The following is a 15,225-nucleotide window of genomic DNA, read 5'->3' as shown; positions in this document are numbered from 1 at the left end:
TTTATATTCGGAGAATTTAAATCTCAAATTATGATTACAGGTGTTTTATTAGCTTTTTTATCGGCTGTTTTATTAGGTGTTTATGCGCTTCCTTCTAAATATACTAAGGGATTTGCTTGGGAAAACACTTGGGCAGGTTTCTTCTTTTTTGGTATGTTCGTTATTCCATTAATTGTAACATTTTCACTTGTAAATGATTTGTGGGGGATTTATTCTCAAATACCGTCATGGGTCTTTTTCACCATGTTTGGTTTAAGTTTTTGTTGGGGTATTGGTAATATGCTGTGGGGCTATAGTATTAATTCCATTGGAATGGCACTGGCTTTTAGTTTGTTTTTAGGAGTTATAACTTCTATAGATACTGTGTTGCCATTAATATTAGTGCCTGAGGGTCAGGATAGTGTTATTGGCACTTCCATTGGTAACATTATGTTAGTTGGAATTGCGGTTATAGTTTCTGGTATTACATTAAACGGTTACGCCGGAATTTTAAGAGATAGGAGTAAAGGAGGTGGCAATGAGAAAAAAGACACGAAAACAATAAGGCAAGGAATATTATTTTGTGTTTTAGGAGCTATTTGTGCTGCAGGATTTAATTTGTCTTATCATACAGGGAATAATCTTGGAGGTATTGGAGAAGTTGCTGAGGTACAATTTGGAAATGAACCATGGATTGCTCGTTTAGCAGTTTTACTGCCTATTTTTATGGGAGCTACAATTTCTACTACACTGTTTTTTGCTTTCAGACTTAGTAAAAACAAGACTTGGGGTAACTTTACTAAAGCCGGTGCATTAACTGCTATTATTTTGGTTATTGTTATGGCAGTATTTCATGATGCTGCTTTAGTTATTTACGGCTTAGCGGCTTACCATTTAGGTGAATTAGGTACCTCTGTTGGGTTTGCTATTCTTGAAACGGGAGCTATTATGGTAGCAACATTTAATGGTATTCTAACAAATGAATGGCGTGGGTCATCTAAAAAGAGTAGAAGGATACTTGGAGTAAGTTTAGCAATTCTTATAATTGGCGTATTAATTATAGCCAAAGGAAATTATATGAAAATACAAGAAAGTGAACAGGTTACTTTTGTGCAACCCGTGGAACCTTAGTATAATAGCACGAAATAAAAAAGGCTGATTTTTAAAATCAGCCTTTTTTATTATTATATAAAGTAATTATTATTTTCGCTTGTTAACCTGTTCAATGTACTTTTCTAAAGCCATAGTCATAGAAGGTGTTTCTGGAGTTGGTGCTGAAATATCAACACGTAACCCTTTTTCTTTTACAGCTTTAATTGTTGTATTACCAAAAACAGCTATACGCGTATCGTTTTGCTGAAAGTCAGGGAAATTTTGGAATAATGATTCAATTCCTGACGGGCTAAAGAAAACTAAAACATCATAGTAAACATCAGCTAAATCAGATAAATCACTAACTACAGTTTTGAAAAATGTAGCCTGTTTCCAGTCAACACCTAAGGCGTTTAATGTTTCCGGAACCAAAGGTTTTACTTTATCGGTATTCGGTAACAAGAATTTTTCGTCTTTGTACTTTTTAATTAACGGAGATAATTCAGCAAACGTACGTTTTCCAACATAAATTTTACGTTTTCTGTAAACCACATATTTTTGTAGATAATAGGCAACAGCTTCAGACTGACAGAAATACTTCATGGAGTCTGGAACTTTAAAACGCATTTCTTCTGCTACTCTAAAAAAGTGATCTACGGCATTCCTACTTGTTAAAATAATGGCCGTATAATTATTTAAGTCAACTTTTTGTTGTCTAATATCTTTGGCAGAAACTCCTTCAACATGAATAAAGGGTCTAAAATCTATTTTAACTTTCTGTTTTTCTTGTAAATCGAAGTAAGGTGAGTTCTCTATTTTAGGTTCTGGTTGAGATACTAAAATTGTTTTCACTTTCATAAGCTCAAGTAGTTTGTTCGTTGTTCTATGTCAAAAACACCTTATATAATATTACATAGGGTGCGATTTCGAGAGCGCAAAGATACAAAATAAAATAGAAAAAGTGACTTTTAATTAAACTTTGATGCGTTTTAAAAGATGTAATAAGCCCAATAATATTAACAATTAACAAAATGATAAGCATAATATAAATTATGGGTAATGTTAACTCCAAACTATATAACAAAAAAGCATTAATAGGGAGTAATAAAACACCTAAAAAGTTTTTATAACTTATTTTTTGAAAAAGATAAGTATCCATTAAACTATCCAATTCAAAAAGGCTTCCTATAAGCCTTTCAATAAGCACTTTTATTAAAATGAACGCAGCAATCCCAACCCCTAATTTAAAAAGAGTGTTAATAGAGATTTCTTTTGATTCGGTAAAAAACTGTAGAAGAATGTAGGCAAATATTGAAGAGGTTATTATTAAATTTCCAAACAATAAAGCATCAAACTTATCAAGGAATTTTTGGTCTCTAGAATATATTTTCAGGTACTTAGAATTTCCTATAACAAAGATAAAATCATCAAAACGTTTGGGAGCAGTCAATTTTACAATGGCTAAAATAGCGAGCCCAATTATCAATAAAACCGTAAATATTTCATTTGATGCAATTTCCCTAAGCATGGCATAAAATTATCACAAATAATTAACAAGAGGCTCAAATAATTAAGGAATATTTAAAAAAAATAAACGCTTATTAATGTACATTTGCTAAAATTAAAAAGCGCAACTGAATAAGAATGACAGGAGCCATTGTTATAATTCCAACTTACAATGAAATTGAGAATATTGAAGCTATAATTAAGGCTGTATTCTCTCAGTCTGAGGCAATTCATATTCTTATTGTTGATGATAATTCACCAGATTTGACCAGTTTAAAGGTTAAAGAACTTCAAAAAGATTATTCAGATAGACTGTTTTTAGAGGTTAGACAAGAAAAATCGGGCTTAGGTACTGCTTACATTCACGGATTTAAATGGTGTTTAAAAAAAGAGTACCGATACATCTTTGAAATGGACGCGGATTTTTCACATGACCCTAAGGATTTACAAAGGTTATATGATGCTTGTGCCATTAATGGTGCTGATTTATCAATCGGATCCCGTTATATTACAGGGGTGAATGTGGTAAACTGGCCAATGGGTAGAGTGCTAATGTCTTACTGTGCATCAAAGTATGTGCGGTTTATCACGGGAATGAATATTAATGATACTACTGCTGGTTTTGTCTGTTATAAACGGGAGGTTTTAGAGACTATAGATTTAAATGCTATTAAATTTATTGGATATGCATTTCAGATTGAGATGAAATTTAAAACCTATTTAAAGAAGTTTAAAATAACTGAAGTTCCTGTAATTTTTACAGATAGAACCAAAGGCGAATCTAAATTAAGTTCAGGAATTATTTCCGAAGCTATTTTTGGAGTTATATCAATGAAATTAAAAAGTCTTTTTAAAAGATAATGTCCATTTAGGATTTAAAATTTTGACAGATAAAAATGAAAAAAACACTTATAAAAAATGCCAACATAGTAAATGAAGGTGTTGTTTTTAATGGCGATATATTAATTGAGGGCGAATACATAAAAAAGATAGGAGAATCTCTAACTCCAAAATCAGCCGATGTTTTGGTTTTTGATGCCGAAGGGAAATATTTATTACCTGGAGCTATTGATGATCAGGTGCATTTTAGAGAGCCAGGACTAACACATAAGGCTAATATTGAAACAGAGTCTAAAGCTGCTATTGCAGGTGGAATCACCTCTTTTGTAGAGATGCCTAATACAAATCCGCAAACTACAACCATTGAAAAGTTAGAAGAAAAATTTGCCATAGCTGCAAAAACATCTTCAGCAAATTATTCGTTTATGTTCGGTGGAACTAATGATAATTTAGAAGAAATTTTAAAGTTAGATGTTAATCAAGTAGCTGGATTAAAATTGTTTTTGGGGTCTTCTACAGGGAATATGCTAGTTGATGATCCTGAAGTTTTGAAAAAGATTTTTGAAAGTACAAACCTAAGAATCTCTGTGCATTGTGAAGACGAAGGTACTATCAAAAAAAACATGCAAGAGCATATTGATAAATATGGAGATGATATTCCAATTAAGCAGCATCCAATAATCAGAAGTGAAGAAGCTTGTTACTTGTCGTCTTCAAAAGCTATTGAATTAGCTAAAGAAACGGGTGCAAGATTACATGTTTTTCATTTGTCAACAGGAAAGGAAACTGAATTGTTCAACAATGATATCCCCTTAAAAGATAAAAAGATAACGTCAGAAGTATGTATTCATCATTTGTGGTTTTCAGATGAAGATTATGAAAAGAAAGGAACGTTCATAAAATGGAATCCAGCAGTAAAAACAGCTCAAGATAGAGAGCAATTATGGGAGGCCTTGCTTGATGATAGAATAGATGTTATTGCCACAGATCATGCACCACATACTTTAGAGGAGAAAAATAACGTTTATACTAAAGCGCCTTCTGGCGGACCTTTGGTTCAGCATGCTTTACCAGCTATTTTGGAAATGTACCATAAAGGTAAAATTTCAATAGAAAAAATAGTTGAAAAAATGTGCCATAATCCCGCAATACTATTTGAAGTTGATAGACGTGGTTATGTTAAAGAAGGTTATTTTGCAGATTTGGTATTGGTAGATTTAAATAATCCTTGGACGGTTACAAAGGATAATACCCTTTATAAATGTGGATGGTCTCCGTTTGAAGGGGCAACGTTTAAATCTAGAATAACTCATACATTTATAAATGGTAATTTAGCATATCAGAACTCGAAATTTAGTGATGTTAAATATGCAAAACGATTAACTTTTAATAGATAATGTTAAAGCAGTTTTTTATAGTTTTTATTTGCACGTTATTCTTGACTGCCTGTGGCGGTCCAGAAAAGCCAAAGAATTTAATTTCTAAGAAGCAAATGGTTAACATTTTAATTGATGCAAAAATAGTAGCATCGGCTAATGCGGTTAACAAAAAAACTATGGAAGAAAATGGCGTTTTTCCTGACACTTATGTATATAATAAATACAATATTGACAGTTTACAGTTTGCCGAAAGTAATGCTTATTATACCTATTATGTAAAAGATTATGAAGAAATTTATGAAATGGTTAAAGATAGTTTAGAAGAGCTTAAAGCAAAATATAAAGAACTGCAGGAAACTGAAAGAAAGGAAAAAGAGAAGAAGCACAAGGATTCTTTAGATGCTATTTTGAAAAAAAGAGATTCTATAAAGTTTTCAAGAGTAAGTGATTCGTTAGTTCTTACAAAAATAAATGATACGCTGCCAGAGGGTGTAATTCCAGAATTAATTGAAAGTGAAGGTAAGTTAATTACGCCTGTTTCTGAAAAATAGCGCCTATTTGAGTTATGCTGCTATCTATTGGTTCAAAAGAGTGTTTTAAAGCTTCTTTTACTTTATTACTATCATAGTTTTTTTCTGTCGATAAAGACTTAACGATATGCTTTGTTAAAACACGTCTTTTTCCGGTAAGTTTTGTTTTTAACCAATCTAATTTCCATCCTGTTTTTAGTAATAAAGCACTTGCTAACTTTTTAGGTGGTTTTGCTCCAACTGATTTTGACAGGGTTTGTAAAAATTGCTTGTAGGTCCAATTTTCGGCAACTAAAACAAAACGTTGGTTAACAATGTTGCTTTTCATCAGTTTGGTCATAATCTCAACTACATCATTAACGGTAACAAGTCCAACAGTTCCACAAGAGAAATATTTTAATCCTTTAGCAGCTTTTTTAAATAAACTTCCGCTACCATAACGCCATATTCCAGCACCTAAAATAACACCAGGATTAACAATAACAGCATTAAGACCTTCTTGAGTGGCACGCCATACCTCCATTTCGGCTCCGTATTTTGTAATACCGTAAACACTATTGTCTTCTTCGGGGTTCCAAACAGTGTCTTCATCAATAGGTTTGTTATTAATACTATGACCTAAAGCTGCAGTAGAACTGACATAGCAAAGCTTTTTTATGTTGTGTGAGCAGCAAAGGTTTACCACATTTGCAGTGCCTTCAATATTGGTTTTTCTTAAAAGATGGTACTTGTTGGGTTCAAAAGAAACAAAAGCGGCACAGTGATACACATAATCTACAGATGTTAGCGCTTCCGTTAAAGAAGGAACATCTAATATATCTGCCTTTACCCAATCAATTTTATCATATATGCTTTCATAATCACGGCTATAACAAGAAAATACATTTTTTACATTATCTAATTTGGGTTCATTTCTATAAATAGCTCTAACTTTTTCATCATTGCTAGCTAGCTTATAAAGCAAATGTGCTCCCACCAACCCAGTACCTCCTGTAACTAAAATCATGCAACTAAAGTAAAGAATTATTCAGAATACCTAAGTAATTCTACATTGATTTTTATCTTTGCACTGTTTTATTAAATGAGATTTAAAATGATAAAGAATTTTGTTGAAGAATTAACTTGGAGAGGTATGATTCATACAGTTATGCCTGGGGCTGAAGAACACTTAATGGAAGGTATGAAGAGTGCCTATATTGGGTTTGATCCAACGGCAGATTCTTTACATATTGGTAATTTGGTACCTATCATGATTTTGGCACATTATCAACGTTGTGGGCATAAGCCAGTTGCCTTAGTAGGTGGTGCAACGGGAATGATTGGAGACCCATCAGGAAAATCTAATGAGCGTAATTTACTTGATGAAAAAACGCTTCGCCATAATCAAGAATCCATTAAAGGGCAGTTAGCACATTTTTTAGATTTTGAAAGTGATACTGATAATGCAGCTGTTCTTGTTAATAATTATGATTGGATGAAGGAGTTTTCATTTCTAGAATTTATTCGAGATGTGGGTAAACATATTACCGTAAACTATATGATGGCTAAAGATTCTGTGAAGAATAGAATTTCTTCTGATTCATCAGAAGGCATGAGTTTTACCGAGTTTACTTATCAATTAGTTCAAGGTTATGATTTTCTTCATTTATATAGAGAAAATAAATGCACTTTACAAATGGGTGGAAGTGATCAGTGGGGAAATATTACTACCGGAACTGAATTAATAAGACGTATTTCTGGTGGAAAAGGTTTCGCCATTACATGTCCGTTAATCACGAAATCAGATGGTTCTAAATTCGGAAAATCTGAAGGAGGAAACGTTTGGTTAGATGCTAAGAGAACATCACCATATAAGTTTTACCAATACTGGTTAAACTCTTCAGATGAGGATGCTGAAAAGTATATTAAAATTTTTACCTTTTTAAAAGAAGAAGAAATTAATGCTTTAGTTGAAGAGCATAAACAGGCACCTCATGTTAGGGTGTTACAAAAAAGATTAGCAGAGGAAATAACCAAAATGGTTCATTCTGAAAGCGATTTAGATAATGCCATTAAAGCAAGTAATATTCTTTTTGGTAAATCTACTGATGAGGATTTAAAACAATTAGATGAGCAAACATTTTTAGATGTTTTTGATGGTGTTCCTCAAACAGAAGTTCCTGCATCCGATGTTGAAAATGGGTTGGAAATGATAGCAGCATTAGCAGAAAAAGGTGGGTTTTTAAAATCTAACGGAGAAGCAAGACGCGCCTTAAAAGAAAACTCAATTTCTGTTAATAAAGTAAAAGTTAAGGAAGATTATAAAATCACAAATTCAGATTTAATTAACGATAAATTTGTGCTACTTCAACGCGGAAAAAAGAATTACTTCTTATTAAGAATTGTATAAAATGTATAAAGCCTGATTTTTAAGAAAATCAGGCTTTATAGCTAACCAACCAATTAAAAACTAATCTTTCTTTTTCTTAGCTTTAAGGTTTTGTCGTTATATACATCAAAAGCTTACAAAATATTTTTATTTTTTTTGGGAAAAGTGATTTTTATAAAACCATTAGGTTACAACCACGTATATCTGAATTGTCAAAACGCCCTATTACTTCAAAAGTACCATCACTATTTACGTGTCCTAAATCTTGAGTGGCTATAAAAGAACAAGAGTTAATATTTGCTAAATCTATAATGTTTAACCCACCTGTTTTACCAATTTTCTGAATAGAAAGTGGGTCTTCGGTATCCCTTGTTAAAACCCGCATCCAGTTGGGGCAATTAAATACACCATCACCTTTGGAATAAGCTTGACTTAATAATTCTGTCATACCGTATTCACTATGAATTATGTCAACTCCAAAACCTTTTTCTAGTTGTTTGTGTAATGCTTCTCTAATCAATTCTTTTCTTCTGCCCTTCATACCACCAGTTTCCATGATAATGGTGTTTTTTAAATGGAATTGATAGGTTTCAACCAAATCCAAAAGTGCAAAAGACACACCAATCAATAATACTTTCTTTCCTTCAGAATCAACTTTTATTAGAGTTTCTGTTAGTGCTTTTAGATTATTGAAATAAAACCCACTTTCTGGATGATTAGATAGATTAATAAACGCATCTACCATGTAAATTAATGAAGATCCTTTGCGTTCTAAATACGAAGGTAACAACCCTAAAATGACATAATCTTCAATATTTCCATAGAATTGATTAAAACTTGAATTAAAACTCCTTCCGTAAATTTTTAAATCGGTTACATGGTGTTTACTGGTTATAGATCCTGTTGTTCCAGAGCTAGTAAACGTAGTTTTAATTTTTTCATTTGAACTTAAAACCTCATGAGATTTAAAAAACTGAATGGGCAAAAAAGGAATGTCCTTTATAGAACTTACATCACTTGGAGTTTTATACAATAAATCACAAAAGGACCTATAAACCCTATTGTTTTCAAATTGATATTTAAAAACTTCAAGAGCCTTCTGGTTAAATTCTTGTTTAGTTTTAATATTAAAAATAGTATTTGGGTCTATCATAGCGTTGTCTAAAGCAAAAGTATATAAAATAAAAAAGCGTTGCTGTACGCAACGCTTTTAAAATAAATTTATTTACAGTTACTTAATCACCAATTTTCTGGTTTCACTAACATCACCTTCAGTAATTTTCAAGATATAAACACCGGTGCTTAAATTAGTAATACTTAACTCTTTGCCAACAAGTTTGGTAGCATGTATTTGTTTTCCTAATACATTAAAAACCTCTATTCTTTTAGTTAAGTTTCTTTTTGAGGTAATATAGATAAAGGTTCTACTACTACTAACAGGATTAGGATATATAGTCAACCCTTCTATATTTTCCTGAATAGGAGTATCTCTAGTAAAATTTTGTGCCTCTACTACCTGTGAGGTTGCAAATAATACTAAAGTAAAAAATAAAGTTAAAAAGTAGCTTTTCTTCATGCGTTTTGTTCAGTTGCATTAAAGTTAGTAATTATCTGCAAAAGTTGTACCAAAAAAGTGTTAAAGATTTACGTTTTTTTGTAGAAAGGTTAATTTAGGGTAAGTTGTTTGTTATCTTAATGTTATTAAATTTGTTAAGCATATTAAATTGTGCATTAAGTTTTATCTTTACTTTTTAGAAACTATGAATTGATAATGGAAAAAAGGGATATTAAGATACTATTAGTTGATGATGAGCCAGATATTTTAGAGATTGTAGGTTATAATTTATCAAGCGAAGGGTATCAAGTTATTACAGCTGAAAATGGTTTTGAAGGAGTTAAGAAAGCAAAAAAAGAATTGCCTCAACTTATTATTTTAGATGTTATGATGCCTGAAATGGATGGTATTGAAGCATGTGAATTAATGCGAAAAAATCCAGATTTAAAAAATTCAATTATAACTTTTTTAACGGCGAGAGGTGAAGATTATTCCCAGGTAGCTGGTTTTGATGCGGGAGCAGATGATTATATAACAAAACCTATTAAGCCTAAGGTTTTAGTAAGTAAAGTTAAAGCGCTTCTTAGAAGATTCAAGGAAGAAGATGCTGCAGATTCCATGAAAATTGGCGGTTTGGTGATAAATAGAGATGAATATAAAGTGATGTCTGAAGGAAGGGAAATCATTTTACCAAGAAAAGAATTTGAATTATTATCTTTATTGGCATCAAAGCCAGGGAAAGTTTTTAAGCGCGATGAAATTCTTGATGCCGTTTGGGGTAATGAGGTTGTTGTAGGAGGAAGAACTATAGATGTGCATATTCGTAAATTAAGAGAAAAATTAGGAGACGATAGCTTTAAAACAGTCAAGGGCGTTGGGTACAAGTTTGTAGATTAATGCCAGATTCAACAAAATTTAAAAAATCATTCAGGTTTGCGATATATACATCGCTTTATATAACTTTTTATATAACGCTCTTAACGAGTGTTTTTTTATACTTTTTCTACGAGTTAAAATGGTATTATGTGCTAATTTTGGCTGTTGTTACATACCTGTTTTCTTTTGGAGTTATTCAATTTAGAGTAGAACGCTTTATCTATAAACGTGTTAAAAAAATCTATGACGATTTAACTCTTTTAGAGTCTGCCAGTTTAACCAAAGGGGCAATTACTACGGATATGAGAACGCTTACTCAAGAGATTGATAAGTTTGCCAGAGATAAAAAAATAGAAATTGAAGCCCTTAAAGTAAGAGAACAATATAGAAAAGAGTTTTTGGGGAATGTATCTCATGAATTAAAAACCCCATTGTTTACCGTTCAGGGTTATATTTTAACTTTGCTAGACGGAGCAATGAATGATGAAAATATTAGAACAAAATATTTAGAAAGAGCAAGCAAAGGTATTGAAAGACTTGGGTATATTGTTAATGATTTAGATATGATTACCAAGTTAGAAGTTGGTGATTTGCAACTTAATATTGAAATATTTGACATTGTTGAGCTTGTTAAGAGTGTTTTTGATATGTTCGAAATGAAGGCTAGCAAGAAAAAAATATCTTTAATGTTTGATACTGGCTATAACAGACCCGTAATGGTTAAAGCAGATAAAGAACGTATACAACAGGTGGTTGCTAACTTAATAGTTAACTCCTTAAAGTATGGCAGGGAAAAAGGAACCACCGAGGTAAGTATAGAAAATCTTATTAAAAACAAGGTCATAGTTCGGGTAACAGATAATGGTGAAGGTATTGAGAAAGTACATTTGCCGCGTTTATTTGAGCGTTTTTATAGAGTAGATAAAAGCGGTTCTAGAAAAGAAGGTGGTTCTGGTTTAGGCCTCTCAATTGTAAAACACATAATAGAGGCTCATGATGAAAAGATATATGTGGAAAGTGAATTTGGTGTTGGTAGTGAATTTTCATTCACTCTAGAAAAGGCCAAATAACTCCTGAAAGTTTACTTCATATTCAAATGCTTTTAGCCCTGAAAATTGATCTGCCTCTTTAATTTTTTCAGATGTAAAATCATTTTGATTACAACTTAGTACAAGGTTTAACTTGGTTAATCTTTTAGCTAAATATTCTTGTTCAAATTGACCCGGAGTTGGGATAAATAATGCTTTTTTATTCAATTTGGCCAAGTCCATAATTGTAGTATAGCCAGATCTTGAAATTACCAATTCGCTTTCGTTTATAGTTTTTTCTAACAATTCCGTAGTCATAAAATTGTAAACCATCATATTTCCAGATGCTTCAATAGTTTGCTCTTTTTCCATGACACCTTTCACAAAAACTACTTTTCCAGGGTGTTTTTTTAGTTCTGAAAAAAGTCTTTCTTCTAGTTGAGTTCGTTGAGGTTCAGGACCAGAAATAAGCACCAGAATTTGGTTATGTGTTTTAGTAGACTTTCTTTTAAATCTGCTTAACGGACCAATATATTTAGTTGGCATTTTGATGGAATCAGTATGCCCTAATTTTCCACTTAAATTAATATCATCTTCTACATCGGGAACCCAACATACATCAAATTTCTTTGTTATTTTTTGATGTATTTTCGTGCTCAACCAGGTGGTGTTACCACTTAAAACATTAAGTTGATGTGTTATAAAAACCGATGGTGCTTTTTCACTGTAAACACCATATCTATTGTCTGAAATAATTCCAGAAATACAGTGTGTTTTCACAATATTTTTTATGGCTTTTCTTTCAGCTTTTATGGCTTTCAAAAGTTTAGGAGCATCCTTAATCAACTTTAATTTAAAATTCTTTTTGTTTTTTGCATAAGTAACATGGTATGCAGGTAATTCTATGAATGAAAGGGTTGGGAATTCTTTTTGTAAAAGTGTTAAGGCTGCACCGTCGCTAGCAATAATAGGTAATAACCCTTCGTTTATAAGAGCTCTTATAATAGGAATACACCGGGTGGCATGACCTAATCCCCAATTTAATGGTGCTACTAAAATGCGTTTCTTCATTTAAAATCTCACTTAGTGAGTAAAAACAAATATAAGCATATAAACCCTGTTGTATATTTCCTTAATTTTACCAAAAATTCAAGAGTAATAAGTAATAGTTAAAATACGGCGTGGGAAGTAAAAACAAGCTAAAAAGGTTTAAAGAAAATGAAACATTTTCTAACGTTTATCAACCAAATAGAGACGATATAGTAAATACAGACTATGAGCTAAAAGGTAAATGGAGAGCCACGGTTTTTAATAACAATAATCCTATAGTTTTAGAATTGGGTTGTGGTAAAGGTGAATATTCTGTCGCTTTAGCTAAAAAATATCCAAACAAAAATTTTATTGGTATTGATATAAAAGGTGCGCGTTTTTGGCGTGGAGCCAAAACAGCATTAGAAGATGATGTTTCAAATGTTGCTTTTTTAAGAACTCAAATAGAGTTGATAACCTACGCTTTTGCAGAAAATGAAGTTGATGAAATTTGGATAACGTTTCCAGACCCTCAAATAAAATATAAGCGTACTAAGCACAGGATGACCAATATTGAATTTTTAAATAAATATAAGCAAGTACTTAAACCAGATGGTGTTGTTAATTTAAAAACTGATAGTGAATTTATGCATGGTTATACCTTGGGCTTACTGCATGGATCAGGGCATGAGGTGCTCTATGCTAATCACAATGTTTATAAGCAAGAAGGAAGTCCAGAAGATGTTACGGCTATTCAAACTTTTTATGAGTCGCAGTATCTAGAGCAAAACAAACCAATTACGTATATTAGATTTAAAATTAAGTAGGATTTGAACATTACTTTTATATTCTTTTTAGGTTTATTTATTGCTTTATTGGGTGTTATTCCTCCTGGGTTGTTAAATATGACTGCTGCCAAAATTAGCCTAAAAGACGGTCATAGTAGAGGCATTGTTTTTTCAATTGGTGTCTGTGTTATAGTTATGGTTCAAACGGCTATTGCTTCCGTATTTGCTAGATATTTAAGTAATCATCCAGAGGTTATAGATGTTCTACAAAGAGTTGCCTTGGTAATTTTTATACTTATTACTGTTTACTTTTTGTTCATTGCAAAAACAAAACCTAAACAACAAATTGAACCGCAGATTAGGAGTAAATACAGTAGGTTTTTTCAAGGTATGTTATTGTCTTCTATTAATGTATTTCCAATTCCGTATCAAGCTTATATGACCATTACTTTGGCTTCCTTTGGATGGTTAGATTTTGAACAAATAAGTATTATATCATATGTAGCTGGGGCTGCCAGCGGAACCTTTGTAATGCTGTATATGTACATTTTCTTTTTTGATAAGATAAAAAGTAAAACATTGACCTCTCAAAAGAATATGAATTATATAATTGGAGGTATTACAGGAATTATTTCTATAGTAACGTTGATAAATATTCTTAAAGAAATGTAAGTAATGAAACCTGAAACTTTAAGTTTTTTTGATAAGGTTTATGAGGTTGCCCGTTTAATACCTTACGGAAGGGTAACTAGTTATGGTGCTATTGCAAAATATTTAGGAGCTGCTAGAAGTGCACGTATGGTAGGTTATGCCATGAATGGTTCTGGAGGTAAAGATGTTCCAGCACACCGTGTTGTAAATAGAAAAGGTTTGCTTACTGGAAAGCATCATTTTGATGGCACTAATTTGATGGAACAACTTTTAGAAAGTGAAGGCATAAAGGTCATTGATAGTCAGATTCAAGATTTTGATGTAGTTTTTTGGGAACCTTCTGAAGAGTTGTAATCTCATAGATTTTGAGAATGTAACCATTAATAAAACTTCTTATAAGCAGCTTCCGTCTTCTAGCTTTAATGACTATATTTGCATCTTAGAATGATTCTTAATAATAGAAATGAAACTTAAAAAGCAAGATATATTAAAGGCACTGGAGAGCATTACGGTTCCAGGTGAAGGTCAAAACATGGTTGAAAGTGGAGCGGTTACTAATGTGGTGACTTTTGCAGATGAGGTGATAGTTGATATAACTATTAAAAACCCAAGTTTACAAGCTAAAAAACGAACGGAGGTTGATATTTTAAAAACCATTCATGAGCAGGTTTATGAAAAAGCTAAAATTAAAGTTAACGTAAAAGTTGATGCACCTGCAACGCCAAAAGCAAATGTGATTAAAGGAAATCCAATTCCTGGAATTAAAAATATTGTTGCTGTAGCTTCTGGTAAAGGTGGTGTAGGTAAATCTACAGTAACAGCAAATTTAGCTGTGTCTTTATCTAAAATGGGTTTTAAAGTTGGTGTCTTAGATGCAGATATTTATGGGCCGTCAATCCCAATTATGTTTGATGTAGAGGCTGAAAAACCTTTAGCCGTAAACATTGATGGTAAATCAAAAATGAAGCCCATTGAAAATTATGGTGTTAAAGTGCTTTCTATAGGCTTTTTTACTCAGCCTAATCAAGCTGTTGTTTGGAGAGGTCCTATGGCGGCAAAGGCATTAAATCAAATGATTTTTGATGCGCATTGGGGAGAATTAGACTTTTTGTTATTAGACTTGCCTCCAGGAACTGGAGATATTCATTTAAGCATTATGCAGTCATTGCCAATTACAGGAGCTGTAGTTGTAAGTACGCCTCAGAATGTGGCGTTGGCTGATGCTAAGAAAGGAGTTGCTATGTTTCAGCAAGATAGTATTAGTGTTCCTGTTTTAGGTATTATTGAAAATATGGCGTACTTTACTCCTGAGGAATTACCAGATAATAAGTACTATATCTTCGGGAAAGAAGGTGCTAAGAATTTGGCTGAGGATTTAAAAGTACCGTTTTTAGGTGAAATTCCATTGGTACAAAGTATAAGAGAAGCAGGAGACGTTGGAAGACCAGCTGCGTTACAGACAGCAACACCTTTAGAACAGTCGTTTGAAAAACTAACTCAAAATGTAGTACAGGAGGTGGTTAGAAGAAATGATGATTTACCTCCAACCGAAGCGATAAAAATTACTACCATGGCGGGGTGTGCGGCCGTTAAAAAGTAAGAAA

The 15,225-nt window shown here is 32.3% G+C and carries 17 protein-coding genes; 11 read left to right on the top strand and 6 right to left on the bottom strand.

What is annotated here, in order from left to right; all coding sequences use genetic code 11:
* The first annotated feature begins 30 nt into the window (after positions 1-30).
* The gene (locus tag FUA22_RS09575; protein WP_147767744.1) at positions 31-1,110 is read left to right on the top strand and encodes an L-rhamnose/proton symporter RhaT; all 1,080 of its coding nucleotides are present in this window, start codon (positions 31-33) and stop codon (positions 1,108-1,110) included.
* Positions 1,111-1,179: 69 nt separating this feature from the next.
* On the opposite strand, the gene FUA22_RS09570 is transcribed toward FUA22_RS09575, so the two are convergent.
* Together FUA22_RS09570 and FUA22_RS09565 are read right to left on the bottom strand one after the other, a co-directional pair.
* Positions 1,180-1,929 (bottom strand): uroporphyrinogen-III synthase, encoded by a 750-nt coding sequence (locus FUA22_RS09570; protein ID WP_147767743.1) that lies wholly within the window; start codon positions 1,927-1,929, stop codon positions 1,180-1,182.
* A 25-nt stretch (positions 1,930-1,954) separates the two neighbouring features.
* Positions 1,955-2,599, bottom strand: a complete 645-nt coding sequence (locus FUA22_RS09565) for a DUF4271 domain-containing protein (protein ID WP_147767742.1) — start codon at positions 2,597-2,599, stop codon at positions 1,955-1,957.
* Positions 2,600-2,715: 116 nt separating this feature from the next.
* Here FUA22_RS09565 and FUA22_RS09560 point away from each other — a divergent pair, with 116 nt between their 5' ends.
* Genes FUA22_RS09560 through FUA22_RS09550 form a run of 3 tightly spaced genes read left to right on the top strand, consistent with a single transcriptional unit; the run spans position 2,716 to position 5,347 of the window.
* On the top strand, positions 2,716-3,438 hold the full coding sequence (locus tag FUA22_RS09560) for a polyprenol monophosphomannose synthase (RefSeq protein ID WP_147767741.1): 723 nt from the start codon (positions 2,716-2,718) through the stop codon (positions 3,436-3,438).
* 35 nt (positions 3,439-3,473) lie between these two features.
* Positions 3,474-4,814 (top strand): dihydroorotase, encoded by a 1,341-nt coding sequence (locus FUA22_RS09555; protein ID WP_147767740.1) that lies wholly within the window; start codon positions 3,474-3,476, stop codon positions 4,812-4,814.
* Complete coding sequence (locus FUA22_RS09550) at positions 4,814-5,347, top strand: DUF4296 domain-containing protein (protein WP_147767739.1); 534 nt, start codon at positions 4,814-4,816, stop codon at positions 5,345-5,347. The genes FUA22_RS09555 and FUA22_RS09550 overlap by 1 nt, the downstream gene beginning before the upstream one ends.
* Here the strand turns inward: FUA22_RS09550 and FUA22_RS09545 are convergent.
* Positions 5,325-6,332, bottom strand: a complete 1,008-nt coding sequence (locus FUA22_RS09545) for an NAD-dependent epimerase/dehydratase family protein (RefSeq protein WP_147767738.1) — start codon at positions 6,330-6,332, stop codon at positions 5,325-5,327. The two genes, FUA22_RS09550 and FUA22_RS09545, sit on opposite strands and share 23 nt — an antisense overlap.
* An 87-nt stretch (positions 6,333-6,419) precedes the next feature.
* Between FUA22_RS09545 and tyrS the strand changes: the two genes are divergently transcribed.
* Entirely contained in the window at positions 6,420-7,715 is a 1,296-nt protein-coding gene (gene tyrS, locus FUA22_RS09540) for a tyrosine--tRNA ligase (protein WP_147767737.1), read from the top strand.
* 151 nt (positions 7,716-7,866) lie between these two features.
* Here the strand turns inward: tyrS and FUA22_RS09535 are convergent, their stop codons facing one another.
* Positions 7,867-8,847, bottom strand: coding sequence for a LuxE/PaaK family acyltransferase (locus FUA22_RS09535; RefSeq protein ID WP_147767736.1), 981 nt, complete (start codon positions 8,845-8,847; stop codon positions 7,867-7,869).
* A 78-nt stretch (positions 8,848-8,925) separates the two neighbouring features.
* On the bottom strand, positions 8,926-9,270 hold the full coding sequence (locus FUA22_RS09530; RefSeq protein ID WP_147767735.1) for a T9SS type A sorting domain-containing protein: 345 nt from the start codon (positions 9,268-9,270) through the stop codon (positions 8,926-8,928).
* Between the two features lie 195 nt (positions 9,271-9,465).
* Between FUA22_RS09530 and FUA22_RS09525 the strand changes: the two genes are divergently transcribed.
* Entirely contained in the window at positions 9,466-10,146 is a 681-nt protein-coding gene (locus FUA22_RS09525) for a response regulator (RefSeq protein ID WP_147767734.1), read from the top strand.
* Positions 10,146-11,195: a sensor histidine kinase gene (locus FUA22_RS09520; protein ID WP_147767733.1), complete on the top strand. Its 1,050-nt coding sequence runs from the start codon at positions 10,146-10,148 to the stop codon at positions 11,193-11,195. The genes FUA22_RS09525 and FUA22_RS09520 overlap by 1 nt, the downstream gene beginning before the upstream one ends.
* Here the strand turns inward: FUA22_RS09520 and FUA22_RS09515 are convergent.
* Positions 11,178-12,224 (bottom strand): glycosyltransferase, encoded by a 1,047-nt coding sequence (locus FUA22_RS09515; RefSeq protein WP_147767732.1) that lies wholly within the window; start codon positions 12,222-12,224, stop codon positions 11,178-11,180. The genes FUA22_RS09520 and FUA22_RS09515 overlap by 18 nt on opposite strands.
* A gap of 110 nt (positions 12,225-12,334) precedes the next feature.
* Here FUA22_RS09515 and trmB point away from each other — a divergent pair, with 110 nt between their 5' ends.
* The 4 genes from trmB (at position 12,335) to FUA22_RS09495 (ending at position 15,221) form a co-directional block, all read left to right on the top strand.
* Positions 12,335-13,009, top strand: a complete 675-nt coding sequence (gene trmB, locus FUA22_RS09510) for a tRNA (guanosine(46)-N7)-methyltransferase TrmB (RefSeq protein ID WP_147767731.1) — start codon at positions 12,335-12,337, stop codon at positions 13,007-13,009.
* Between the two features lie 3 nt (positions 13,010-13,012).
* Entirely contained in the window at positions 13,013-13,642 is a 630-nt protein-coding gene (locus FUA22_RS09505) for a LysE family transporter (protein ID WP_147767730.1), read from the top strand.
* 3 nt (positions 13,643-13,645) lie between these two features.
* Positions 13,646-13,975, top strand: a complete 330-nt coding sequence (locus FUA22_RS09500) for an MGMT family protein (RefSeq protein WP_147767729.1) — start codon at positions 13,646-13,648, stop codon at positions 13,973-13,975.
* Positions 13,976-14,084: 109 nt separating this feature from the next.
* Positions 14,085-15,221: an Mrp/NBP35 family ATP-binding protein gene (locus FUA22_RS09495; protein WP_147767728.1), complete on the top strand. Its 1,137-nt coding sequence runs from the start codon at positions 14,085-14,087 to the stop codon at positions 15,219-15,221.
* Positions 15,222-15,225: the final 4 nt, after the last annotated feature.

This window comes from Seonamhaeicola maritimus (assembly GCF_008056315.1).
GTDB lineage: Bacteria > Bacteroidota > Bacteroidia > Flavobacteriales > Flavobacteriaceae > Seonamhaeicola > Seonamhaeicola maritimus.
This window is presented reverse-complemented; position numbering and strand designations above follow the sequence as displayed.